This is a genomic window from Natronoarchaeum sp. GCM10025321 (assembly GCF_042663585.1).
Taxonomy (GTDB): domain Archaea; phylum Halobacteriota; class Halobacteria; order Halobacteriales; family Natronoarchaeaceae; genus Natranaeroarchaeum.
Genome location: NZ_JBHTAN010000001.1, coordinates 350,326 through 373,133 on the forward strand (window position 1 = coordinate 350,326; position 22,808 = coordinate 373,133).

At 56.2% G+C, this 22,808-nt stretch carries 18 protein-coding genes and 2 pseudogenes; 13 read left to right on the top strand and 7 right to left on the bottom strand.

The features are described 5' to 3' along the window. Positions 1–62: 62 nt before the first annotated feature. Positions 63–1,040, bottom strand: a pseudogene (locus tag ACFQL3_RS01650) (IS1595 family transposase). 1,505 nt (positions 1,041–2,545) lie between these two features. Between ACFQL3_RS01650 and ACFQL3_RS01655 the strand changes: the two are divergent. The 3 genes from ACFQL3_RS01655 (at position 2,546) to ACFQL3_RS01665 (ending at position 6,550) form a co-directional block, all read left to right on the top strand. Next, positions 2,546–3,505, top strand: coding sequence for an alpha/beta fold hydrolase (locus ACFQL3_RS01655; RefSeq protein WP_377050269.1), 960 nt, complete (start codon positions 2,546–2,548; stop codon positions 3,503–3,505). Between the two features lie 340 nt (positions 3,506–3,845). Beyond that, on the top strand, positions 3,846–4,355 hold the full coding sequence (locus ACFQL3_RS01660; RefSeq protein ID WP_377050271.1) for a LutC/YkgG family protein: 510 nt from the start codon (positions 3,846–3,848) through the stop codon (positions 4,353–4,355). Further along, on the top strand, positions 4,352–6,550 hold the full coding sequence (locus tag ACFQL3_RS01665; RefSeq protein ID WP_377050815.1) for an LUD domain-containing protein: 2,199 nt from the start codon (positions 4,352–4,354) through the stop codon (positions 6,548–6,550). Before ACFQL3_RS01660 ends, ACFQL3_RS01665 begins: the two co-directional genes overlap by 4 nt. A gap of 720 nt (positions 6,551–7,270) precedes the next feature. Here ACFQL3_RS01665 and ACFQL3_RS01670 read toward each other — a convergent pair. Further along, positions 7,271–7,468, bottom strand: coding sequence for a heavy-metal-associated domain-containing protein (locus ACFQL3_RS01670; RefSeq protein WP_377050835.1), 198 nt, complete (start codon positions 7,466–7,468; stop codon positions 7,271–7,273). A gap of 133 nt (positions 7,469–7,601) precedes the next feature. Here ACFQL3_RS01670 and ACFQL3_RS01675 point away from each other — a divergent pair, with 133 nt between their 5' ends. Together ACFQL3_RS01675 and ACFQL3_RS01680 are read left to right on the top strand one after the other, a co-directional pair. Beyond that, positions 7,602–8,192 (top strand): AsnC family transcriptional regulator, encoded by a 591-nt coding sequence (locus ACFQL3_RS01675; RefSeq protein WP_377050275.1) that lies wholly within the window; start codon positions 7,602–7,604, stop codon positions 8,190–8,192. Positions 8,193–8,287: 95 nt separating this feature from the next. Then, the gene (locus ACFQL3_RS01680) at positions 8,288–10,945 is read left to right on the top strand and encodes a heavy metal translocating P-type ATPase (protein WP_377050817.1); all 2,658 of its coding nucleotides are present in this window, start codon (positions 8,288–8,290) and stop codon (positions 10,943–10,945) included. A 378-nt stretch (positions 10,946–11,323) separates the two neighbouring features. On the opposite strand, the gene ACFQL3_RS01685 is transcribed toward ACFQL3_RS01680, so the two are convergent. Further along, positions 11,324–11,623, bottom strand: coding sequence for a hypothetical protein (locus ACFQL3_RS01685; RefSeq protein ID WP_377050277.1), 300 nt, complete (start codon positions 11,621–11,623; stop codon positions 11,324–11,326). 595 nt (positions 11,624–12,218) lie between these two features. Here ACFQL3_RS01685 and ACFQL3_RS01690 point away from each other — a divergent pair. From ACFQL3_RS01690 to ACFQL3_RS01720, 7 genes and pseudogenes are all read left to right on the top strand, one after another. Beyond that, a pseudogene (locus tag ACFQL3_RS01690) lies at positions 12,219–12,757 on the top strand (helix-turn-helix transcriptional regulator). Between the two features lie 339 nt (positions 12,758–13,096). Continuing rightward, the gene (locus ACFQL3_RS01695) at positions 13,097–13,417 is read left to right on the top strand and encodes a hypothetical protein (RefSeq protein ID WP_377050279.1); all 321 of its coding nucleotides are present in this window, start codon (positions 13,097–13,099) and stop codon (positions 13,415–13,417) included. A gap of 57 nt (positions 13,418–13,474) precedes the next feature. Then, a complete protein-coding gene (locus ACFQL3_RS01700; protein ID WP_377050281.1) occupies positions 13,475–13,831 on the top strand; it encodes an SHOCT domain-containing protein in 357 nt (118 codons plus the stop codon). 95 nt (positions 13,832–13,926) lie between these two features. Continuing rightward, on the top strand, positions 13,927–14,343 hold the full coding sequence (locus ACFQL3_RS01705) for a DUF302 domain-containing protein (RefSeq protein ID WP_377050283.1): 417 nt from the start codon (positions 13,927–13,929) through the stop codon (positions 14,341–14,343). Positions 14,344–14,349: 6 nt separating this feature from the next. Next, positions 14,350–14,703: an SHOCT domain-containing protein gene (locus tag ACFQL3_RS01710; RefSeq protein WP_377050285.1), complete on the top strand. Its 354-nt coding sequence runs from the start codon at positions 14,350–14,352 to the stop codon at positions 14,701–14,703. A gap of 169 nt (positions 14,704–14,872) precedes the next feature. Then, positions 14,873–15,181, top strand: a complete 309-nt coding sequence (locus tag ACFQL3_RS01715) for a thioredoxin family protein (RefSeq protein ID WP_377050287.1) — start codon at positions 14,873–14,875, stop codon at positions 15,179–15,181. Between the two features lie 25 nt (positions 15,182–15,206). Then, positions 15,207–15,971 carry a plastocyanin/azurin family copper-binding protein gene (locus tag ACFQL3_RS01720; RefSeq protein WP_377050289.1) on the top strand — a complete coding sequence of 255 codons (765 nt, stop codon included), beginning with the start codon at positions 15,207–15,209 and terminating at the stop codon, positions 15,969–15,971. A gap of 77 nt (positions 15,972–16,048) precedes the next feature. Here the strand turns inward: ACFQL3_RS01720 and ACFQL3_RS01725 are convergent, their stop codons facing one another. Together ACFQL3_RS01725 and ACFQL3_RS01730 are read right to left on the bottom strand one after the other, a co-directional pair. Further along, positions 16,049–16,543: a hypothetical protein gene (locus tag ACFQL3_RS01725; protein WP_377050291.1), complete on the bottom strand. Its 495-nt coding sequence runs from the start codon at positions 16,541–16,543 to the stop codon at positions 16,049–16,051. Positions 16,544–16,619: 76 nt separating this feature from the next. Next, positions 16,620–17,903 carry an RNA-guided endonuclease InsQ/TnpB family protein gene (locus ACFQL3_RS01730; RefSeq protein ID WP_377050293.1) on the bottom strand — a complete coding sequence of 428 codons (1,284 nt, stop codon included), beginning with the start codon at positions 17,901–17,903 and terminating at the stop codon, positions 16,620–16,622. Between the two features lie 640 nt (positions 17,904–18,543). On the opposite strand from ACFQL3_RS01730, the gene ACFQL3_RS01735 reads away from it, so the two are divergent. Continuing rightward, complete coding sequence (locus tag ACFQL3_RS01735; RefSeq protein ID WP_377050819.1) at positions 18,544–18,804, top strand: hypothetical protein; 261 nt, start codon at positions 18,544–18,546, stop codon at positions 18,802–18,804. A 247-nt stretch (positions 18,805–19,051) separates the two neighbouring features. Here the strand turns inward: ACFQL3_RS01735 and ACFQL3_RS01740 are convergent, their stop codons facing one another. Both ACFQL3_RS01740 and ACFQL3_RS01745 read right to left on the bottom strand, forming a co-directional pair. Continuing rightward, positions 19,052–21,208, bottom strand: a complete 2,157-nt coding sequence (locus ACFQL3_RS01740) for a PAS domain S-box protein (protein WP_377050821.1) — start codon at positions 21,206–21,208, stop codon at positions 19,052–19,054. A gap of 109 nt (positions 21,209–21,317) precedes the next feature. Beyond that, a complete protein-coding gene (locus ACFQL3_RS01745) occupies positions 21,318–21,983 on the bottom strand; it encodes a helix-turn-helix domain-containing protein (RefSeq protein ID WP_377050823.1) in 666 nt (221 codons plus the stop codon). Positions 21,984–22,808: the final 825 nt, after the last annotated feature.

Consider the following 22,808-nt stretch of genomic DNA (forward strand, 5'->3'; position numbering starts at 1 on the left):
AAAGAAGTTTCGAGTAGTGTTACAGACAGAGAGGAATAAGAGCTTGCCCCATCGTCTCGCTCTTATGTAGAATTGCGGAAAACCCCGATAACGAGACAATCAACGATTGACTCGACGGATTCACCCGCTATGTTGAATGAGCGAACGATTCCGAAGGTGTGAGCGGCCTGTTCCAAGCCCTGCTTGGACAGGCCGCGGAACTTCCGCAACCACGGCTGGACAAGCGAAAACAGGCACTCAGCTTGGTTAATATGAACGCTTTCTGGCGATACATACCTCTCTTTGTGGATGACCGTTCGGTGGTCAAAGTCCATCTGTCGGTACGCCTGGAGTCCGTCGGTTCAGACCTCTCCCAGCGGCTGGGAGAGGTCTTTAGCCTCCTGTATCACCGGTTCAAGATCGCTGCTGTAGTCGATCCCAAGTTGGCCGCGAATCACGCGAAGCGAGTCGCGGCACGCCGCGACCAGCGTTATCTGATCACCGTGGCGGCCTCGCCAACGAGATCGACCAGTTTGGGACGAGCCGCCGCGAGAACGGCTGTTCCGCGGCGGCTCTTGGCCTTTGTAGCCCGAATAGACCTCGCCAGATTCGTCGACTTGCGTCGGTCCGTCGATGGTTTGATCGAGGAGGCTCCAGACGACGGGGAAGCCGCGCTGAACCGCGGCTTCCACGTCTCGAATGGCTGTGTAGACGGTTCTATAGGCTCGACCGAGAAACGGCGCGATCTGGTTGATACTGAGCAACGTATCGGCGTACAGCGTGAACGCGAGAAGCACCTCCCAGCAGGCGAGGTGTTTCTCGTGGAACGGCGTTCCGTAGGTGAAAACCGGCTTAAAATTGCAGTTACGGCACCAGATTCGGTCGATACTCTCCCAGGTCACGATGCTCTGGTGGCCGCACCGTGGACAGGACGTATTCTCCCAGAATTCCTTGAGTCGCCGCTCGATGCGGACATCGAGCGGCTCCGTGTCGATCTCGACAACGCCCAGCTCGATCAGCTCTCGAAACATCGCTCCGAACGCTGGCTGAGTAGAAGACATATTGCCAGATTAGCGCCGACTCAGTGTAACAATACGGTCTTTCCGCAGCTTTGCATAAGAGCGAGTCCTTCAGCGCCCGCCCGAGGTGGAGGCGTATCCTGATTTTCGTCCGAAACCAACCCTGATATCGAGCAAATCAGTAAGGAATTTCGCTGAGTATCCGCCACACTACACCCCGTGTGCAAAATGAAAAAGCAGAATATTTTGTCTTTTTAATTGATCAACTCGATTTTTCGAGTATTGCGATTACGATGACGATTAACCATACGTAAACTATCTTGAGCAGGTTCCGAGACATTTGATCTGGCACGCGGTGAATTCGCATATCAATCCAAGATCTGGTTAGCATATGTTACTACAACTATGGTATTACTAACAGGAAATCCCGGTTTGCGAGATAAATATATTATGGCTTATAGGAATATACACCCCCCGTGTGCGATATGAAATACCAGATCATCACTCGGACAGGCTATCTTTCTTCGAGGAGGGAATCCGGGCCACTCACTCAAGTATGACTAATAGGTCTTTCAAACCCTTGATCGGTGATAGGTTCCAATGGTCATGCTGAATACAAAGCGTATATCGGTCAACCGTTATCTCCTCCGTGCGTCAACTGGTGGTGAAATACCTTTGTGTACCAAGCAGTAACGTGATATCAGTGGTCTACGTTACTGACTGACATGGACGTGATTATGAACCAAGTCACAGGAACAGTCCACAAACATGAGGGCGGTAAGTCGGATTGTCAGACTCTTTGTGGAATCCACTATCATCTATCGCATGATAATCTTCACCCCACCACAACCGACCAGTCAAATACCGTCACGAGCGCCAGTAAATGCGGGCGGTGCTTCGATGGTGGAGGCGGGTACTGAAACGTCCATCCGCAAAAGTTAGCAGTAACCGCAGAACAGACTCCACAGTGAATATATGCTCTACATCTTGTACACGAATTCTGACAGATAATCAGAACGTTTCGTTGCATCGCCGGAGGGGAACTACTAGCAGATCTCAGTTCCCGTGACCGCACATTTTTAGAGGGACTCTTTCGGAAAGCGGTATTCATCAGCGTTCTCTTCCCGACTTCGATAGCGAGAGTGGCGTTTGGGATTGGCCCTCTGCTGAACGAAAGCAACGGCATTGCGTTCAATCGACGATCTACCCCCCGCTGTACTGTGATTCTGGAGAAAATATTCGTTATGGGCGCTGCAGGCTCGCGTTCGACGATCGAAGGGATCGACCTTTCTGGCGTGAGGTGGCCGAAATCGGCCATTTGAGAGTCGGGTGATCTGTCTGGTTTTGAATATGTCTTGGAGCCTGTGCTGACTACAGCGCGCATATCTCACACAGAATCCTGCACAGATTCCGATCCCTCGGATCGGTCGGTACAGGTGATTCAAGTATCGGTAAGGATAAAATCGCAGGGGAGACCGGTATCTATCTGCTTGGAAAGACAAGAAATTTGATGTTCCTTTAAAATGGTATATGTATGAGTCGGTTTATTGACCACGCAGCATCATCCGGTATATCTGATCATGTCGGCAGGATATGACGCATTTCCGGCAGGTTACATCCGCTTCGACAAAGTCAGGCGGTCAGTACCAGAGCCGACCAAGATACAGGTATCCGATGACGTTGCTCTCGAAACGCTCCATATACCAGGGGCCGATGAGGCGCTTGTTTTCATTCATGGAGGCCTTGGTTCGTTATGGAATCCGTATCCACAGTTGCATGCGTTTGCTGGAGAACGGGACCTCGTGACGTACTCGTTGGCGGGCAATGGCAACTCAACGACCCGACCAACGCAATCTATTAACGGTCACGTGGCCGATCTCCAAGCCCTACTCAAAGAACTCGATATTGATCGGCCAATTCTCCACGGTCACAGCTACGGTACAGCGGTCGCTATCGAGTACGCGAAGCAGCACCCGACAAGCGCACTCGTTCTCCATGCGGGCGGTGATCACGACCTCACACCAGCGTGGGAAAAGCCCTTCTTACGGCTCTTTCTTGCCCTCAGTCTGTACAGGTTACCGTCAAACAAGACCTTGATGCGTCGATTGGCTCACAGCGTCGGTGCACACGAAGAGACCTCCAGGGGTGTCATCGAAGACTTCCTTCAATCGAACCCGATGCCGCACCGCCGTTCGGCGTGGACAACGGTCACGGAGGGGTTTTGGGGGTATGACGGGCGTGATGATATGAGCCTCATCGACTGTCCAGCGCTGGTCATCTATGGACCTGCTGATGGGATCGTCCCTCTTGACGTGGCACGAAGTACTGCCAGCCGGATTTCGCAAGGTGTATTCTGCCAGTTAGAGCGAACCGGTCACATCGGAATGATCGAACGGCCCGCGATATACAACAGTTTGCTTCGGGCGGTCAGTACAACCGTCAAAACAGATCAACCATTAGTAGAATCGATGACGGAGGTACGGGATGCAGAAATTTCAAACGAGTAGTGAACAGAATCGTCGTTATCACTCCACAATTCGATTCCACTAAGATCAATATCTAAGACACTGCTGTAAGAGTGTTGGCTGCGGTAGTTGCCGGTCTCACTTTGGCACCTTCGTTCTCCCAGATCGCTATCGGTCGGAACACCACCCGCTGAGAGAGCAGTCGTATCCCACTATAAGGATCTGATTGGGCATCGATTCAGTCGTTACTTTCCGTAGCTGTCTATTTTATACTGCGACAACCATTGCGATCATCATACCTGTTGACTGGCACCAAGTGGATCTTGGGGCAAGCTAGAAGTACACAGTATCGAAATTTCTAGCAAGTCGGCAGGGAGAGTTGATGATGTCTCAGGATACACCGCGGTACGACGCGTTTACGAATCGGGCACGTAGCTACGGGGTTGAGATCACCGAGTGTCCTCCGGACGACGTCGCGGCAGCGGTCGATGAGCGGATCGAGGGGCCGGCCATCGGCACACCATTGCCGTGGCCAGACGTCGAGTTGCCGGAGCAAGTAACAACTGCGCCCACGCCAGCGGATCTGGAGAATGCAGCCACTGGTGTTACGGCAGCTTCGCTGGCGATCGCCGAGTACGGGAGTCTCGTTCTCAGGATGGACGAACTCGGGAGCGAGCCGGTAAGTCTGTTCAACGACCGGCACGTTGTCGTCCTTCGGAAGCAAGACATCGTTCCGGATATGGCAGCAGCCTTCGAGTGGCTCGGCGACGAACTCCGGGAAACACGCGGTTCGGCGATTCTCGCAACCGGTCCTTCAGCAACTGCGGACATGGGCGCGCTGGTGCAGGGTGCGCACGGTCCGAAAGAAGTGGAGGTGATCGTTGTTTCATGAGCTCACAGCGAGAGTCGAAAGCAGCCCATATTCGACACATCCTGGAGACGGAGGGCGAGGCAGTCGCCGCTAACACGAGAGGATTTAACGCGGGACGATACGAATCTGTTGCCGATCTCGAGTCGTACGAGCAGCTTCGCGCGGAAGCGAGGGCGATCAAGGAAGACGCCATCGAACGGCTACCTGCTCTTCTCGACGAACTCACTGAAACGGTCGAGGAGAACGGTGGAACCGTCTATATCGCTGATGATGCCGCCGATGCCAACGAGTACATTTCGGACGTCTGTTCGCAAGCGGAGGCCGACCGCCTCGTCAAAAGCAAGTCGATGACGAGCGAGGAGATCACGGTCAACGAGCACCTCGAACGTGAGGGCGTCGACGTCGTCGAGACCGACCTCGGCGAGTGGGTCCTTCAGGTCGCTGACGAGGCTCCAAGCCATATCGTCGCTCCCGCGATCCACAAGTCTCGTGAGGATATTGCGACCCTCTTTAACAAGCAGTTCGAGCCTGCCGACGAACTCGAAACGGCCGAGGAACTGACGATGTTTGCCCGGGAGAAGCTGGGTGAACAGATCCGGGGCGCCGATGTCGGAATGACTGGTGCGAACTTTCTCACGGCGGATTCCGGGACCATGGCGCTGGTAACGAGCGAGGGCAACGCCCGCAAGACTGTGACCGTTCCGGACACGCAGATCACTGTCGCTGGCGTCGAAAAGATCGTCCCGAGCATCGAGGACCTGCAGCCCTTTATCGAACTGATCGGCCGCTCCGGGACGGGACAGGACATCACGAGTTATATCTCGTTGCTCACGCCCCCGATCAACTCTCCACCGGTCGATTTCGACGATCGAGAGACACCGATCGGCGGCGATGGCGAGGGCCGTGAGTTCCATCTCGTCCTCATCGACAACGGGCGGTTGGCGATGCGAGAGGACGAAGATCTCCGGGAGACACTGTACTGTATCCGGTGTTCGGCCTGCTCGAACACCTGTGCGAACTTCCAGTCCGTTGGTGGCCATGTGTTTGGTGGTGAGACGTACTCCGGCGGAATCGCCACGGGGTGGGAAGCTGGCGTACATGGTACCGACACCGCAGCGGAATTCAACGATCTCTGCACGGGCTGTTCGCGCTGTGTCGAGGCCTGCCCGGTCAATATCGATATCCCGTGGATCAATACCGTCGTCCGGGATCGAATCAACACCGAGACCGACACCAGCGCCGAGTTTCTGGTCGATGGATTGACGCCTGATACCGAGAGTTCTGGGCCGGGACTCCAGAAACGCCTGTTCGGCAACTTCGAGACGCTTGCCAAACTCGGTAGCGCGTTCGCACCCCTCTCGAACTGGGCTGCAAATTCTCTGCCGGCTTCGTACCTCCTTGAACGCGTCGCAGGCGTCGACCGGAGGCGGGACCTCCCCGCGTTCCGCCGGACGACATTTGTCGAGTGGTTCGAAAGCCGTGACGATATTCCACCGAGTGATCCGGACTGGACAGTCGTGCTCTATCCCGACCTGTACACGAACTACATGCTAGTCGAGCGCGGAAAGGCGGCTGTCAGAGCGCTGGAAGCACTTGGTGCTGAGGTCGTCGTCCCGCCGGTACCAGGGGCTGGGCGGGCACCACTCTCGCAGGGAATGATCGATACGGCCCGGACGAAAGCAGAACGCGTCGTCGAGCAGCTTGGCCCATACGTCAAGCAGGGAGACGACGTGGTCGTAATTGAGCCGAGTGACCTGGCGATGTTCCGTAACGATTACGCCAGGCTCCTTCCGGAAGAGCAGCACGAACCGCTCGCGGCGAACAGCTACGAGATTCTCGAATACATCTACGGGCTCCTCGAAAACGGTGCCAATCCCGACGAGCTGACTGTCGCTGCCGACGGGGAAACGGTTGCCTATCACGCCCACTGCCAACAGCGTACGATGGGACTCGACGAGTATGGCCTCTCCGTCCTAGACCGACTGGAGTACGAGGTGACAACAAGCGATGTCGAGTGCTGTGGAATGGCTGGATCGTTCGGCTACAAGCAGCAGTACTACGAGCTTTCGATCGACGTCGGCTCGAATCTGGAGACACAGCTCGACGAGGCGGACTGTGAACATACCCTTGCAAGCGGCATGTCTTGTACGGACCAGATTGGAGACCTCGTGGGCGACGAGCCGATGCATGTCGTCGAGCTCATCGCTCCTGATTGAGCTGCTCTTCGCTCGGTCGCTTCATTAGCAAGCTCGCTCTTGAGGAACATCACAACCTCGAAGGATGGAAATGATGCGTGGCTTCAAAGCGCAATATTGTTCGTGAATTGAATTATAGAAGGTACAGGAGAAAACCCACGGCTTTAGCCGTGGGATGAATCCGACAACACGGAACCAATCCACGTTTCGATACCTGTCCGAGAGTTCCAATCCATACTTTCAACTGACAGGCACTCCGATTCAAGAATAGGACTCAGGCGAGAAGAGAGTGATTCTGCCTTGTCCTCCGATGGCGGCTTCGCCGCCCCAAGCAACCAAGCAGTAATCGAAACCAGTTGATGACCGCCCGATTCTCACAGAGTCGGCGTGGAGTTGACTGTTGCACGCACCAGGAAAGTAACTCCGAGTCCGTCGAAGCCTGTCGGACTCTCCGAGGCAAAAACAACTCTGGGAGTCCGAACATGACAGAGGATAGGAGTACCGGGGGCTTGGCACTCCCAGCAGTCTCACTCGTCACAGTCCGTGAACTCTACACGGATTCTGACCGTGTCAGGGTTCGGTGGGACTGCAAACCTGAAATCTCTAACACTCAGGATTCCTCCGCGTTCACGCGGAGGAGGATGTCAATCCGTCCGGGGCCTGATACTGCGCGGTGCGATCAGGGCAAGCGGACTCGAAAGAGAACGGCGGGGTGGTCGTCCGCGAACGTTCTGGGTGCTCTCAAGCGTGGGCAGTGTATCCAGCGTCTTCGACGGCTTGTACAAGGGCCATGACGTCGGCGTCACCATTGACTCTCGCCTGTTCGGCCTCACGATCGGCGGTGGCGTCAGTCACGCCAGATACGTCTTGAAGGGTCTCTTTAACGGTCTGTTCACAGTGTTCGCACGTCATCCCCTCGACGGTGATCGTTTGACTCATTCCGGTGAAAAATACGGACGGCTCCTCTTTGTCATTTGCTGCTTCGATACTGTTGTTCGAACGGTTATGAAACGACGTATTCCAAAGTATCTTCAGGGAAATAGTATTGTATCCTGCGTCCTTTTGGGCCAGTATGCGGGACTTGGATGAAACCGACATGGAGATTCTCTCGCTGTTAGCCGAGAACGCCCGTCGCCCGTTCAGCGCGATCGGCGAGGAAGTTGGCCTCTCGGGGCCAGCCGTCTCAGATCGCGTTACACGGCTCCAAGAGACCGGAGTCATCAACAACTTCACTATCGATGTCGACCGTACTAAACTCAGAGCTGGTGTACCGGTACTCGTTCAACTGGATCTCCCGTCTGAGTCGTTCGACGCGGTACGCGAGCGGGTCAGAAACGACGACGCCGTCGAACACGTGTTCATTACGTCGGAGGGCGACCTCTGGTTCTATGGACGTGCAGAAGCACAGAACGTCCGAGCATGGGTGAACACGCTTCTCGATGGCGCTAACTCGGTTGATTACACAGTCACGTTAGTCGACGAAGTCGAGTGGACACCGTCGATTGACGGCGTCGAGTTCGCACTCACGTGTGCCGAGTGCAGTAATACTGTGGATTCTGAGGGGGAGACGAGTCGTATTGATGGAGAGCTCTATCATTTCTGTTGTCAATCGTGTCAGAGTCGATTCGAAGATCGACACCAGCGTCTCGAAGAGGGCATATAGCGCTGACTTCGGTTTGGAACCGAAAGTAAACGCCGTCGATTACCCTCACTATCCAAGTGAGAACTCACCTAACGGGGTAGCTCCTACAGTATGATATGGAAACACGCACAGCACAACTGGACATCACAGGAATGACCTGTGCCAACTGCTCGGGGACAGTTGGGGACGCCCTGGAGTCACTCGACGGCGTCATCGAGGCGAACGCCAATTTCGCCACGGACGAGGGCTCCGTCGAGTACAACCCTGACGAGGTATCGCTCGCAGAGATCTACGGGGCGATCGAGGACGCCGGCTACGGTGCGGTGTCTGACACGGTGACCATCGGCATCTCCGATATGACCTGTGCCAACTGTGTGCAGACGAACGAGACCGCGCTCGAGAACACGCCGGGTGTTATCGCGGCCGAGGCGAACTTCGCCACCGACGAAGCGCAGGTCAGGTACAACCCCGCGGACACCTCACTCGACGCGCTCTACGACGCTATCGAGGACGCTGGTTACTCGCCGGTTCGTGAAGACAGCAACAGCGGTGAATCGGGTAAAGACGCTCGGGACGCTGCACGACAGGGTGAGATTCGAAAACAGCTTCGACTGACGCTGTTCGGAGCCGCGCTCTCGGCCCCGATGCTGTTTTTCCTCGCAGAGAAGTTCCTGCTCGGCGGGGGAATTCTCCCGGAGACGGTCCTCGGCGTCGAATTCGGATGGGTCGAGTTCCTGCTGGCGACACCAGTTCAGGCCGTGCTCGGCTGGCCGTTCTACAAGAACTCGTACAACGCGCTGATCAACAACAGGCGCGCCAACATGGACGTTCTCATCGCACTGGGTTCGTCCACTGCGTATTTCTACTCAATCGCAGTACTCGCGGAATTGATCGCGGGGGGGCTGTACTTCGACACTGCCGCGTTGATCCTCGTGTTCATCACCCTCGGGAACTACCTCGAAGCCCGCTCGAAAGGGCAGGCAGGTGACGCCCTTCGAAAGCTCCTCGAAATGGAGGCCGAGACGGCCACCCTCGTCGACGAGGACGGTACCGAAGTGGAAGTGCCACTCGAAGAGGTCACCGTCGGCGACCGTATGAAGGTCCGGCCCGGCGAGCAGATTCCGACCGACGGCGTCGTCATCGACGGGCAGAGCGCCGTCGACGAGTCGATGGTCACCGGCGAGTCGGTTCCCGTCGAGAAAGGCGAGGGTGACGAGGTCGTCGGGTCCACTATCAACGAGAACGGTGTGCTCGTCGTTGAGGCGACGAAGGTCGGTGCGGACACGGCGCTCCAGCAGATCGTCCAGACGGTCAAGGAAGCCCAGTCGCGCCAACCCGACATCCAGAATCTGGCGGACCGCATCTCGGCGTACTTCGTCCCAGCGGTCATCGCGAACGCGTTGCTGTGGGGCACTGTGTGGTTCCTCTTCCCCGCGACTTTCGCGGGCTTCGTTGAGGCACTCCCGCTATGGGGACTCGTCGCAGGTGGCCCCGTCGCCGCTGGAGGCGTCTCAGTCTTCGAGTTCGCGCTCATCGTCTTCGCATCGTCCGTGTTGATCGCCTGTCCCTGTGCGCTGGGGTTAGCGACGCCTGCTGCAACGATGGTTGGGACAACGATCGGTGCCCAGAACGGCGTCCTGTTCAAAGGCGGGGACATTCTTGAACGCGCGAAAGACGTCGACACGGTCGTCTTTGACAAGACCGGGACGCTCACAAAAGGTGAAATGGAGCTAACGGACGTCGTGGTCTTCGACGGTGACGGCCAACCTGTCGCTGACGGTGGAGAGCCGGCAGCCGACGGCGGAGCGCTAACTGCACGCGATCGTCTCAGTGAGGACGACGTCCTCCGATTCGCAGCGACGGCCGAAAGTGGAAGCGAGCATCCGCTTGCGCGGGCCATTGTCGATGGAGCTGAAGCCCGTGGTATCGACGTGACCGACCCGGACGCCTTCGAGAACGTCCCCGGCCACGGCATCAAAGCGACGGTCGGTGACAATGAGGTGCTGGTCGGCAACCGCAAGCTGCTGCGCGACAACGGGATCGACCCCTCGCCCGCTCAGGAGACAATGGAGCGCCTCGAGAACGAGGGGAAGACGGCAATGCTCGTCGCGTTGCGCGGTTCGGAGCGAAGCGGCGACCGCGATGCGAGCGGCGAACAGCCGCGAGCGGAGGGCAAACTCATCGGTGTGGTCGCTGACGCCGACACGATCAAAGAAAGTGCAACCGAGGCCGTGAGCCAACTGCAGGAGCGCGGCATCGACGTGATGATGATCACCGGCGACAACGAGCGGACCGCCCTCTCCGTCGCCGAGCAGGTCGGGATCGACCCCGAAAATGTCCACGCGGAGGTGCTCCCCGAGGACAAATCCGATGCCGTCGAGGCCATTCAGGACGAAGGTCGCAAGGCGATGATGGTGGGCGACGGCGTCAACGACGCGCCCGCGCTCGCGGTGGCCCACGTCGGGACGGCCATCGGGAGCGGGACGGACGTCGCTATCGAAGCGGCGGACGTGACGCTGATGCGCGACGATCCACTCGACGTGGTGAAGGCTATCCGTATCTCGGACGCGACGCTCCAGAAGATCAAGCAGAACCTCGTGTGGGCGCTTGGGTACAACACGGCGATGATCCCGTTGGCTTCACTCGGGCTGCTCCAGCCCGTGCTCGCCGCCGGCGCGATGGCCTTCTCAAGTGTATCGGTGTTGTCGAACAGTCTACTGTTCCGCCGGTACACTCCGGATCACGATTACGAGCTCCTCGGTCGACTCCGCTAATCAGCTGGTTTCACCAGCAGCATTCTTCGTCGTGTCCGGAAAAAACGACTCTCTGGAGAGAGACGGCTACTCCTGAGTGACAATTCCACGAAGAACCGGATAGTACGCTGTCCCAGTCCAGACCCCTACATGTGGATGACCGATGTACTGGAATCGGCCGTGGAGGTCGGCGTACGTCCCAGCGACCTCTTCGGCCTGGTGAAATGTCGCATCCTCTCGGGGATGGTTATCGGGCGTGTTGTACTCAAGTCCGTAGTGTTCCTCGGGGTTCGACGCCGTCCAATGGACTGGGTCGGTTACGTACTCCCATACCTCCTCGGACGATGCGTCGATGATGATTTCGGCTTTGTCGGTGACGTACCTGGATTGACACCTAATCTATGATACGAAGGCGTTGTAAAGCCACGCGAAGGCATACATCAAGACGAAGCTGATCACCGCTGCCTCGACCATGCCCGCCACAGTCCCGACGATGGTCGGTTCGAAGAACAGGTGCCACTGCTCCATCGCTTCGACTGCGCCCTCATAGACGCCGATCGCTCCGAACACACCCAGCAGGAGCATCGCGGTGGCAGAGACGACTGCTGCTGCGCCCGCCAGTGCCAACGAATCGAGATGCATCACGTTGGTCGTGGAGTCCATTTCGTACGCATCTTGGTTTGTGGTAGTAGTGCTCATGACTACAGATACGCTCTACTCCTTCAATCGGGTTTCTCTTACAATTCGAAAGGGAGCGATTCCTTGGTAACACGGAGGAAAAATATCGTGGGGGAACCAGCGGTCCAACACCCAGATCTGTATGGCCGGTCCGTCGGAAGACCAAGGAGCCACCACCGACTGGAATCAGTGACACGCAAAAACTGATGAGCGCGAACGCAGTCCTCGAACGCTTGACCACCTCTGATAGCATGAGTCACCTTTGAATGCAAGATTTACTCCGCCCACTGCCCCGGTTTCTTAAGAACAAATAACAAAAAAGATGGCTGCGATCGTCTAAATATGCAAGCCGCCCTCGTCGACGGAATCCTCGAGTCGTTGCGGATCGGCGTCGGTTTCCTCTGGACTGCGGCGTGGGCGATCATCATGGGGCTCGTCATCACGAGTCTCGTTCAGGTTTTCAAAATCGTCGTGTTCGCGCTCTCTGGCTTTCTCCTATACGTCTACCGTCGTGGTCTCGGTGTGCCCGGGCAGTACTGCGACCCCGTGGGATGCGAACCGACGATAGTGGACCGAGCCTCACCCACGACGGCGAGCCGATACAGTAGTCGGTGGCTTGGTCGCTGTCGTCCTCATCGTCTCTGGTGTGCTCATCTGGCAAGCATACCAGCAATAGCAGGCCTTCGACCAGATGGGATCGATAATGGGCACGTTGATGGGGTCCGTTCACGGAACGAATCCACTCTGGTACGTCCTCGGAACCTTCCTCGTTTCGGCTGTCATCGATGGGGGTATCTCGTGATTCGGGATGAGGTCACCAGCATAGAGGTAAACGACCGCTCACAGAGTTAAATGGCGAATCCGACCGATCCTGAGGGTGATGAATCGCCAGAGGTAGCTGTCCAATCGAATCGAGCCATCAATCCGGAGTCTCAGCTACAGGCTCGCGTGTTAGACCTCCTGCCAGATGATGAACGCCGTATCCTCGAACCAGTTATCTCCTCGTCTGGCATCACACAGATCGAACTCAGGGATCGCTCGGACATCTCGAAGAGCAAGGTCAGTCAGACGGTGAGTGCGCTTGAGAAGCGTGGCCTGCTGTACCGCGAGCGCCAAGGGCGGACGTATCGCATCTATCCGAGCGACGACCTATAACGAAAACAGGCGAACTAGTGGGGCGTTCCCACGAGTCCAGCCCCGTCCAAAACGTTGTCCACTATCACGTCTGCACAATCTCGATGCAGGGATGGCGCGTGTCGTAGAATACGTCGAATGACCTGGTTACGGATCGTTCATACTGTTGTTCCTGGGGCCGTGGTCCTGTCCCGGGAGAAGGATTGAGTACCAATCCGGCGAATTCGGGCCGGAGGAACGGTCCTTGTCCTGAAAAACGGTTAGGTCCTCTTATACATGTTCTCGAACGTTCTCCTGTGTGGATTCACACCCACGTCGATAACCCCCCAGCAGTCCTACGAGTAATCGAGGAGAAAGACAATGACCAACTTCAAACTCGGCCGCTGGCTGCTCGTGGCCCTCGCGATCGTCGGACTCGCGTTTGCCGCGCCCGTTGCCAGCGCACACGGCAACGACACGACCGCTGACGACACGCTCACGGACAATACCACCGCAGATGAATTGGCCACTTGGATGGAGGCGCAGATGGCCGAACACATGGGCCCTGGTAGCGTCGAGTGGATGGAGTCGCACATGGGTGTGACCGTCGACGAGATGGCCCAGGACATGTCTGACGAGGAATACCACGACGGAGCTGACGACGACTACAGCGGCGAGATGTACGGGCAGGGCCACTGCTGACAACCCTGACCGTTTCGATCGCTGCAACCGAACACCACAACTCACCAACTCAAGATAATGACACAACTCACCACTCACATCGGACGCACTGCTCGTCGACTCGCAATCCTCGCCGTCCCGCTGCTGGTCGCAACGACTGGAACGGCTGCTGCCCGCGGTGGTGGGAGCTACGGCGGCGGTATGATGGGCGGGAGCGGCTGGGGCCTCTTCGGCGGAGCGATGGGCCTCTGGGGACTTCTCTGGATGGGGCTCCTCATCGTCGTCCCGCTCTACATCGTCTATGCGCTCCTCAACCGAGGATCCGGCGGGAACGAAGAGCAGTCGCTGTCAGTTCTCCGCGAGCGCTACGCCCGCGGTGAGCTATCGGATGAAGAATTCGATCGACGGCGAAAACAGCTCGAACGAACCGGATGACTGGAACAGTTGCTGTTCCAGCCGATACATCACACTCCCAACGCTCGCCGTTGCGGCACCCAACCGTTAACCCCGTGGACGGGGTATAATATTACATGGAATACACAATACAGACTTCAGTCACTGGCGATTTCGACGACGTCGTCGACACGACGATCGCAGCGCTCGAAGACGAAGGATTCGGCGTCCTCTGTGACATCGACATCCAGGCGACACTCAAGGAGAAACTCAACGAAGAATTCCGCCAGTACCGCATTCTCGGTGCATGCAATCCCCCCCTGGCATACGAGGGACTGACCGAAGAAATCGAACTCGGAGCACTCCTCCCGTGTAACGTCATCGTCTACGAAACCGATGACGACGATATCGTTGTGAGTGCCGTCGATCCGCAGCAGTTGATCGACATCGCAGACAACGATGCGCTCGAGTCTATCGCGACCGAGGTCACCGAGCGATTCGAACGTGTTCTCTCGGCCGTCACCGACGAACTAGGATCCAGATCGGAGACCTGATCTTCGATGTCTTCATCAAACCAGCTCGACGTCACGACGATCGTTCTTCTGATCCTCGGAGCGATCATCTTACTCCCGTTGCTCACAATGGGGATAGGATTCGGCGGGATGATGGGGTACGGTGGGATGATGGGTCAGTATGGCGGTACTGGCGGGTGGTGGCCGCTCGTCGGGATGCTCGTCCCGCTCATCTTCCTCCTTATCCTCCTCGGCGGTGGCTATCTCGTCTTCCGGCGTATTAGCGAAACGCAGACATCTCGAAATCCCGCGATGGAGGAACTCCGCACGGCATACGCTCGTGGCGACCTCACTGATGAAGAGTTCGAAGCCCGCCGCGAGAGACTCGAACGGTCGGATTGAGCCAACGAGTACGCACCAAGTGCGTATTCACACGCCTGCGTGATCGAATTTGTGATGCTACTCCCGGTCACCACTGTGTGAACGCCCTTTCGAATCGAAGAGATGGAGTTCTCTCAGCTTACGATTCTGAATAGTAATGTGGTTAAGTCCCAATACCGTATTATACTATGTGACCGAAGTCATCCTCTTCACCCAAGAGACGTGCGGAGCATGCGCAACACAACGAGAGAAAAACGACGGCCTCGAGGAGAAGTATCCGGACATGGAGTTCCGGGAGATCGATATCCAGAAAGATCTGGAAACGGCCGAGGAATACGGCGTCCGGAAGACGCCGACGACACTCGTCTACGCGAGCGGTAAACAGACCGCCGAGTTCATCGGCATTGTCGAGCGGAACGACCTCGAACCAGCCATTGAGAGCGCGACCGAACAGTCGTCTGGACTCGTCCAACGTCTCGTCGATGTCGTGCGAACATAACGACCACCCGACCAATTCAAACCACATGACGAACTATGATCGACGTCAGTTCCTGGGAGTGCTCGGTGCCGGCGCAGTCGCCAGCGCAGGCCTCTCTCAGCCAGTGAGCGCACAGGAGACGCCCGTCGTGAAGATGGGCAACAACTATTTCGACCCGATCGGGCTCCACGTCCAACCCGGCACGACCGTCCGCTTCGAGATAGCAGCCGGTACACACTCGGCGACGGCCTACGAGAACCGGATTCCGCTCGACGCCAGTCCATTCGATAGTGGGGTCATCTCGTCGGGAGGGTACGAGTACACGTTCGAAGAACCAGGTACGTACGACTACTACTGCATCCCGCACAAGACAGTCGGGATGGTTGGTCGCATCGTCGTTGGCAATCCCGGCGGCCCGGCCGAAGAGAGTCCGATTCCGGACGGTGACGTGCCCGAGAGCGACGCGATCGTCGAGCAGGGCGCGATCGCGTATGGATCTGGTACCGGGGGTGATGGGAACTCCGATGGCGGAATGATGGGTCCCGGAATGGGGTCCCGCCCGGGGATGATGAACGGCCGGAACGGTGGATGGTTCGGTGGGCTGCCGTTCGTCGGCGGGGCATTCGGAATGCTGGGGCTGGTCGGCGGACTCCTCTACTGGGCAACGGGTCGAGGTGATGCACCTCCAGAGAGTGACGATTCCGCGATGGAAACCCTTCAACGTCGTTACGCACGAGGCGAGATCGACGAAGAAGAGTTCCAGACGCGTCGTGAACGGTTGGAGGACGGGCAAAACGACCCATCCCTGTGAGGAGAGTCACCGAACCCCGTTGGGAGACGTCGGTAAATCCGTCCGTCTGCGGAGATCGTCCTTTTTCGATTGCGTCGTCACGTCGTTCGAGTTCCTCGGTAGTACACCCATATAGCGAGGAGCCCGATGACGAGGAGATAGCTGAATCCCCAGCTGAGTGACACAGCAGTATCCAGGTCCGTTGTGAGCCCGGTATCGACTATCACGCGGACGGGATGGTAGCCCGGGAAGAGTTTCATCCACCACTCGGGCTCGGACTGGACGAACAATGGGTCCTGAAAGAGCCCGATATCGATCATCGGGAGGATCAACATGATCCACAGGCCGGCCAGTCGATTGAAGACGGCACCGACGAGCATCCCGATCAGTCCGTAGGTCACCGAGAGGACGAGCATCGCGGCGACAAACCACCACAGCTGCTCCGGCCAGAAGTCGACGAGCATCACTCCCACTGAGACGCCGACAACGAGGAGTGTAATGACGACGAGGACGCCGAACCGGGCCGCGATAACCTGCCGTGCTCGATAGCCCACGACCGAGAGGCGGCCGTCCGTATCTCTCGCCTCGCGCATCAGGATTGACATCCTCCTCCGCGTGAACGCGGAGGAATCCCACGGCACCGCTACCGCTGGTTTGGGATATTAGGGTCTACGACATTGCCTGTTCTTGAGGCTCAAACGAGCCAGTTTCCTTGTCAAACAGGTACGTCGATGGCTGTGCCAACCAGCCGTTACTCCTATCACCGCCATCCGTGGCGAGACTCGGAGATACTTGTTTCCGAATATTCTCAGCACCATTCACGTCAGCATTCGCAACCAACTCGCACTCGGCACACACGTACAAGCCACGCTCAACACGATTCGACTCACGCTCACACCCGCACGAAGAACACGACTTTGAGGTGTTCTCCTCAGATACGCGCTCAACGGAAATGCCAGATTCTTCAGCCTTGTATTCGAGCAGGTCAGTGAATCGGTCGAACGCCCACGAGTGCAAGTCCAAGTTACCGTGCTTGCCCCAATCCTTCGTCTCACCGTCTTCATCCTCACGGATCCCGCTGAGGTCACCAATTGCAATCACACTGACGTTCTCGTCAACGCATCTCTCCACGATATGTTTCGAGAGCGTGTGGAAATAGTGCGCACGACGATTAGATTTCTTGGTGTTCAACCGTACTGATTCTTCCGACGAGGAATCATCACAGTGAGCAATATGCTTGCTGTAATAGTAATCGTCCTGTTTGAGGCAGTTCAACGGGTATAGCTCAGACTCTTGGTGTTCAAAGGCGAGAGCGGCGAAGTTACAGATACCCAGGTCGATACCAGCGGTCTTCTCAGCGTCGTTCTCTGATGCATTGATTTCGACATTGCAGACGATGTGGAGTTCCCATTCGTCTCGCTGCTTATTCCAGACAGCGCGTACCTGCTGGACGCTCTCAATCGCAGAGAGGTCAACGTCAGGTCGTGTTTGGATGTTGCAGAGAACGAAGTCCGACCAGTGCTCTTTCAGGTTCTCACCTTTGGAGAGTCGGATTCGACCATTTTTGGTATCGAGCTTGAAGCCAGCGCCTTTGAACGTGAGCGTTGAGCGTGGATGTTCGTCGTTGTGTTTGCGATATGCTGGTGGATTCGCTTTCGAGTCCCCGTTCTGGCGTTTCTTGTACCAGCCAGTGAACGCTTCAGAGAGTTCTTCAAGAACTCGCTGACTTGACTGCGAATGTAGGTCACTATAGCGTTCGTGGGATTTGAGGTACGATTTCAGGTCGCCGTCGTCGGGGATGTGGCCAGTTTCGTTCCAGACACGCCCGCTTGTCCAGCGGGCGACGTTCCAGAGTTTACTGGCGGCGAATCCAAGCGAATCAAGGTCGTCCTGCACTTGCTGATGGTTCTGTATGGAACCAATGAAAGTGCGTTTGACGACCTGTTTCGCCATACATAACCTATGTTTCTTAGCTTATGGACAAGTGTCGGTTTCGGGTCGCGTGGAATATCCAGAAATGCCGAACAACGGTTATTGTATCATCAGTTGGCGGCGCGTATCCACGCCGTAAACGACGTGGTATTGCGCCTGCTCAGCGTATAAACAGACGTTCGATCCGGAGTTTTTTGATGATGCCCACATCGTCACTGCTGGCATTCGGATGGCAGATGGCTCGGTATATGAGGGTGTGGGTTTACCGGCCAGTATCGGACGGGCCTCGGTCTGTGGAGAGCCAGTTGCAGTTGGCTCAGCCATTGCAGACGGGTATGACCATGACGAGATTCAGACGTCCGTAGCCGTATCGTACCCATTGCCCTATCATGACGCAACCGAAGCGCGCGTTATCCCGCCGTGTGGCGTCTGTCGAGAGCTATTGGCTGACTACAACGAGCAAATGCGTGTGATCGTACCCGTCGATGGTGACCATCAGGTCGTCAGTGCAATTGGTCTTCTCCCGACCCGGACCTGGTAAGCCGTTCATCTGTATCGACCATTTCGCCCGTGGTTCTTTCTGACTGAAACCTCCGAGCGGTCGATCTGCAATCTGAGCGGACAGGTGAGAGCAAAGCGGGAGTGGGGGTGGAATTTTGGTATGGAGGCCGTACGTGTACACGTGACAGACCAGAGCCAGAATGCGAATGATGCGGAAGAGCACGAAGAAGAGGAATTCGAGTTGGAGGGCCTCATGACCCGCGAACAGGGAGAGAACGTCCTCCGTCGCCTCGCCACCGGCGTTGCGAGCGGGTCAGTAGAACTGGGCCGCGATGAGGGCCCGGTGACCGTTCCCGAGCAGTTCAAGTGGAAGTTGAGTACGAGGAAGAAGAGGATGAGGCCGAATTGGAAGTCGAGCTAGAGTGGTCGATGGCTGACGGTGAGGCAGTCTCACCCGAAGAAGACGAGAGCGACGGGACGGAGGAACCCGAAACGAGTGAGCAGGGAGCAGACGACCAGGAATGAACAGCAGGACAGTCGGACGCAGTGAACACTGTGAGGCACTGTCACGGGAGCGAAACCTACTGTCAGAGAAAAAGTGAACCCCACAGGGGAGATACAGGACTATCAGTATCGAGCGTGCCCGCATCTACCGACGTACCGGACGGTCACGTGATTTCAATCTCGAAACGAGCACCACCGTCGGGACCGTTTGTGGCAGTGATCTCCCAGTCGTGTCGGTCAACGACTTCCTTGACGATACCCAGCCCGAATCCGGTCCCGTCGTCAGCGGTCGTATATCCCGCTTCGAACACGTTCGTACTCTCTGAGTCGGGGAGTCCGCCCCCGTCATCAGCAACATAGAAGCCAGTATCTGTGTTCCCAATCGTCACTGTTACGTCTGGCCCGCCGTGTTCGACGGCATTCTGGAACAGATTTAGTACGAGCTGTTGGAGCTGATCGGGATCTGCCTCGATGGTACGGTCTGTCTCAATCGAGAGCGTCGCATCCTTTGTCGATAGTGTTCCCCAGCATAGCTGGGCGACGTCCGGCAACTGGACTGCTTCGAGGTCCATTACTGCTTCCCCGGCCTGCGCGAGCGCCAGTAAATCGTCGATCAGGGCATCCATCCGGCCCAACGCGTAGTCGATCTCGTCGATGTTGTCGCTGTCGCAGTCCTCTCGCAGTAACTCCAGGCGGCCTTTCGCGAGCTGTAACGGGTTCCGGAGATCGTGACTTACGACACTCGTGAATCGGTCCAACCGCTCGTTCTGCTGGACGAGTTCACGCTCGCGTCGCTTCTGGTCACTGATGTCACGGTCCATCGCCACGATCCGATCCTCTCCATCCAAGTTGAGACGGATAAGGTGGATTTCGATGGGGAATGTGGACCCGTCTTTCCGTTCGAGTTTTCCCTCGAATCGACGCGGGGTATTCGGCGGGAGTGACTCCCAGAATGACGACGCGCGCTCCGGATCGGCCGTTGGATCGAGATCCCAGACATACTGTCCGATCAGTTCGTCTTCAGTGTATCCGAGTTCGTCACACAGTCGCTGGTTGGCATCCCGGATGACGCCGTCGAAGTCGTGGATTATAAACATATCCGGCGAATGCTCGAACAGCGCCTCGAGACGCGCGGTATGGGACTGTAACCGTTGTTCGTACCTCTTGTGCTCCGTAACGTCGTCCTGGAATCCGACAAAGAGATCGACATCGCCGTCAGCGTCATACAGTGGTGCGATGCGGACGCGATTCCAGAATTCCGTGCCGTCCTTCCGGTAGTTCCGCACCTCGACGGTTACCGGCTCGCGATTATCAATGGCTCTTCGAAGCTCCTCGACTGGCTCATCATCAGTGCCATCGCCCTGGAGGAATCGACAGTTCTGCCCAAACACCTCGTGTTTCTCGTAGCCAGTGAGTGCCGTGAATTCGTCGTTCGCGTAGATAATCGGGTTATCCTCCTGGTTGGGGTCCGTCAATAGAATCCCGATCGGAGCCTCATCCATTGCTTGCTCTTTCGCCGATAGATGCAGCGTCCCCGCATCAGTCGCTTGTGGTGGCGTGAGTGTACAGATCAGCGAGTTATCGGTAGTAAACGAGAGCGTGTGCTCGAGGTCGATTGGTTCGCCGTGCTTCCGGACGAACGACGTAGTGCCGTGCCAACGCCCATCGCGTGCCTCCGGAAGGAGGACGTCGTAGACGTGATCGACATCCTCGTCGTGGTAGAACGTTTCCCAATGGAGGCCGATAAGCTCCTCGGGTTCGTAGCCGAGAAGCTCCGCACAGGCGGAATTCGCGTACTCGATGTAGCCATCGTCATCAAGAATGCTGATGCCGTCGTGTGCGGTTTCGATGGCTTCGAGACCACGGTTCATGTACCGTTCGGCCCAGTATCCTTCGACAGCGTTCTGCACGCGATTCGCGAGGACGCCATACTGGTCCGTGCTAGTGGTCTTCTGGAGATAGTCAGTGACGCCTGCCGTGATGGCTTCGCCAGCGATCTCCTCACTACCTTTTCCAGTGAAGAGGATAAACGGAAGATCTGGATAGGACTCACGTACTCGTTCCAGTACCTCCAAACCGTCTACGCCCGGCATCTCGTAGTCGCTCACGATACAATCAACAGACGACTCGTTCTCTTTGAGAACGTCTAGGGCATCGCGAGAGTCTGTTATACTGCGGACATTGAAACAGTCACGTTCATGTTCAAGGAAGGTGGCGACAAGCCCGGCGAAACTGGGGTCGTCATCGATATGGAGGATATCGATAGTTTTCGAGTCCGGAAGGATTGTTGAGTTCTTACGGACTCTTCTATCACCGTTCATACTGCTTACTCGTCCGCAAGCATTAATTGGTTTATTGATTAGCTCCGTAGCACTTGAACTTTCTGAGAAGTGGAGAACTCACCGTTGCCACTGCACCGAGTCCCGCTGATCAATCTGGCGTTTCACTCTCATCCATCAGGGAAGATATGATGAGTCGCTTGATTCCACGTCGAAGCAGACCACTTGCTGCAGGTTGAGAGATATCCAGATCAGCGGCGACCTCGCTGAGAGTTGCGTTCCGTGGTTCTTCGAAGTACCCCGATCTGAATGCGGCGAGGAGTGCTTCTCGCTGGCTATCGGTCAACCCGGCGTCCGTATTCCCCAAACCAGCGTATTCATTCACGCGCAGCAAATCGATATCAATGTCGTGCTGTTGTGCATAGTCCCAAAGATGAACTAGATCCGTTCGCTCGGGCATCCATACTGTTAGGATCCAGGCGCTTCCATCGTTTTCCATGTCGAGGATAACACCATTCGCGGCCGAAATTACTGGTGAGAGGATCTTCGCTTTGTCTGTATACTCAAAGCTATATATCGCCTCCTTGTCTCTGGTTTCAATAACTCGTTCGAATTCGCCAATGGTACTATCATTCCGTAACCCGTCCTCGAACCGCTGGAAATCAGATGATTCTATGTAATAAAAGAACTTCCCCGACGTCGGGTCAGTTCCAGCCTCTGACACCGACTTGACTTTCGAACTTCGATCGTGACTGACTGACTGTGTGAGCACTATGTCAGGATGCTCGGCCCGGACAACGGCTTTAATATCGGTCATTGTTCTGTAAAGTGATGGTTTCGTACATTAGGTGTTAGGATTATATTTGAGATACTTGATGTAAATATATTGCGATGCTTGTTACCGGGCTTATACGGAGGTCGTGTGGTGGCTTAACTGAGTCGGTCAGTCGTAATTCTTGAATGCGAGGATGGGGTTCAATTTTTTCACGTCTCATGTGTCTCGTCAGAGCGGAAGATCAATTCAGAAATCACACACTTCACTCTTGAATTAGCTGGTTCAACGGACTCGTTCGCAGTTCTATCCCCTTTTTCAGATGCGACGGCTGAACAGCGTTGTCCAGATGTACTCAAACCAACTGGCTTCGGACGACGGGGTGACCCCGGCAGGGAGGTAGATTTTTGATTCAGTAGCTCTGTCTTGATCATCAGCATGGTTTCTCTGTGTCATACAACTGAATAGAAGACTCGTAACCGCATTGTTCTGTAGCTTAAGCGTATAACCTGCTTATAAATAGCAAGGAGAATACCTGCGGCTTTAGCTGCCCCCAGACATCACAGATTTCTGGTGTGGGAACGAGACCTGCGGTCTCGTTAACGCAGGCTGAATCCGACAACTCGGAATCAGTCTACGTTTACTGGCCCCTCCGAGATTTCTCAATCCGTGTTTTGAACTGACAGGCAAGCCTACTCAGGAGCAGGAATCGGTTAGGAACGGACCGATTCCCGCCAGTCCTACGATGGCGGCCTGTCCGCCCCAAACAATGAGACAGTAATCGGAACCAGTCGGGTGAACGGTCGGTTCCTACTTTTCAGCAGCGAGAGAATCCCGCCGTTCACGGCGGGCGAGGATGTCCCCCGGATA

Bases quoted from the DNA above. Each gene is read 5' to 3' on its own strand.
- ACFQL3_RS01660 (WP_377050271.1), top strand. From the start codon at position 3,846: ATGATGTCTCAGGATACACCGCGGTACGACGCGTTTACGAATCGGGCA.
- ACFQL3_RS01665 (WP_377050815.1), top strand. From the start codon at position 4,352: ATGAGCTCACAGCGAGAGTCGAAAGCAGCCCATATTCGACACATCCTG.
- ACFQL3_RS01670 (WP_377050835.1), bottom strand. From the start codon at position 7,468: ATGAGTCAAACGATCACCGTCGAGGGGATGACGTGCGAACACTGTGAA.
- ACFQL3_RS01675 (WP_377050275.1), top strand. From the start codon at position 7,602: ATGCGGGACTTGGATGAAACCGACATGGAGATTCTCTCGCTGTTAGCC.
- ACFQL3_RS01680 (WP_377050817.1), top strand. From the start codon at position 8,288: ATGGAAACACGCACAGCACAACTGGACATCACAGGAATGACCTGTGCC.
- ACFQL3_RS01685 (WP_377050277.1), bottom strand. From the start codon at position 11,623: ATGAGCACTACTACCACAAACCAAGATGCGTACGAAATGGACTCCACG.
- ACFQL3_RS01695 (WP_377050279.1), top strand. From the start codon at position 13,097: ATGACCAACTTCAAACTCGGCCGCTGGCTGCTCGTGGCCCTCGCGATC.
- ACFQL3_RS01700 (WP_377050281.1), top strand. From the start codon at position 13,475: ATGACACAACTCACCACTCACATCGGACGCACTGCTCGTCGACTCGCA.
- ACFQL3_RS01705 (WP_377050283.1), top strand. From the start codon at position 13,927: ATGGAATACACAATACAGACTTCAGTCACTGGCGATTTCGACGACGTC.
- ACFQL3_RS01710 (WP_377050285.1), top strand. From the start codon at position 14,350: ATGTCTTCATCAAACCAGCTCGACGTCACGACGATCGTTCTTCTGATC.
- ACFQL3_RS01720 (WP_377050289.1), top strand. From the start codon at position 15,207: ATGACGAACTATGATCGACGTCAGTTCCTGGGAGTGCTCGGTGCCGGC.
- ACFQL3_RS01725 (WP_377050291.1), bottom strand. From the start codon at position 16,543: ATGCGCGAGGCGAGAGATACGGACGGCCGCCTCTCGGTCGTGGGCTAT.
- ACFQL3_RS01730 (WP_377050293.1), bottom strand. From the start codon at position 17,903: ATGGCGAAACAGGTCGTCAAACGCACTTTCATTGGTTCCATACAGAAC.
- ACFQL3_RS01735 (WP_377050819.1), top strand. From the start codon at position 18,544: ATGGAGGCCGTACGTGTACACGTGACAGACCAGAGCCAGAATGCGAAT.
- ACFQL3_RS01740 (WP_377050821.1), bottom strand. From the start codon at position 21,208: ATGAACGGTGATAGAAGAGTCCGTAAGAACTCAACAATCCTTCCGGAC.
- ACFQL3_RS01745 (WP_377050823.1), bottom strand. From the start codon at position 21,983: ATGACCGATATTAAAGCCGTTGTCCGGGCCGAGCATCCTGACATAGTG.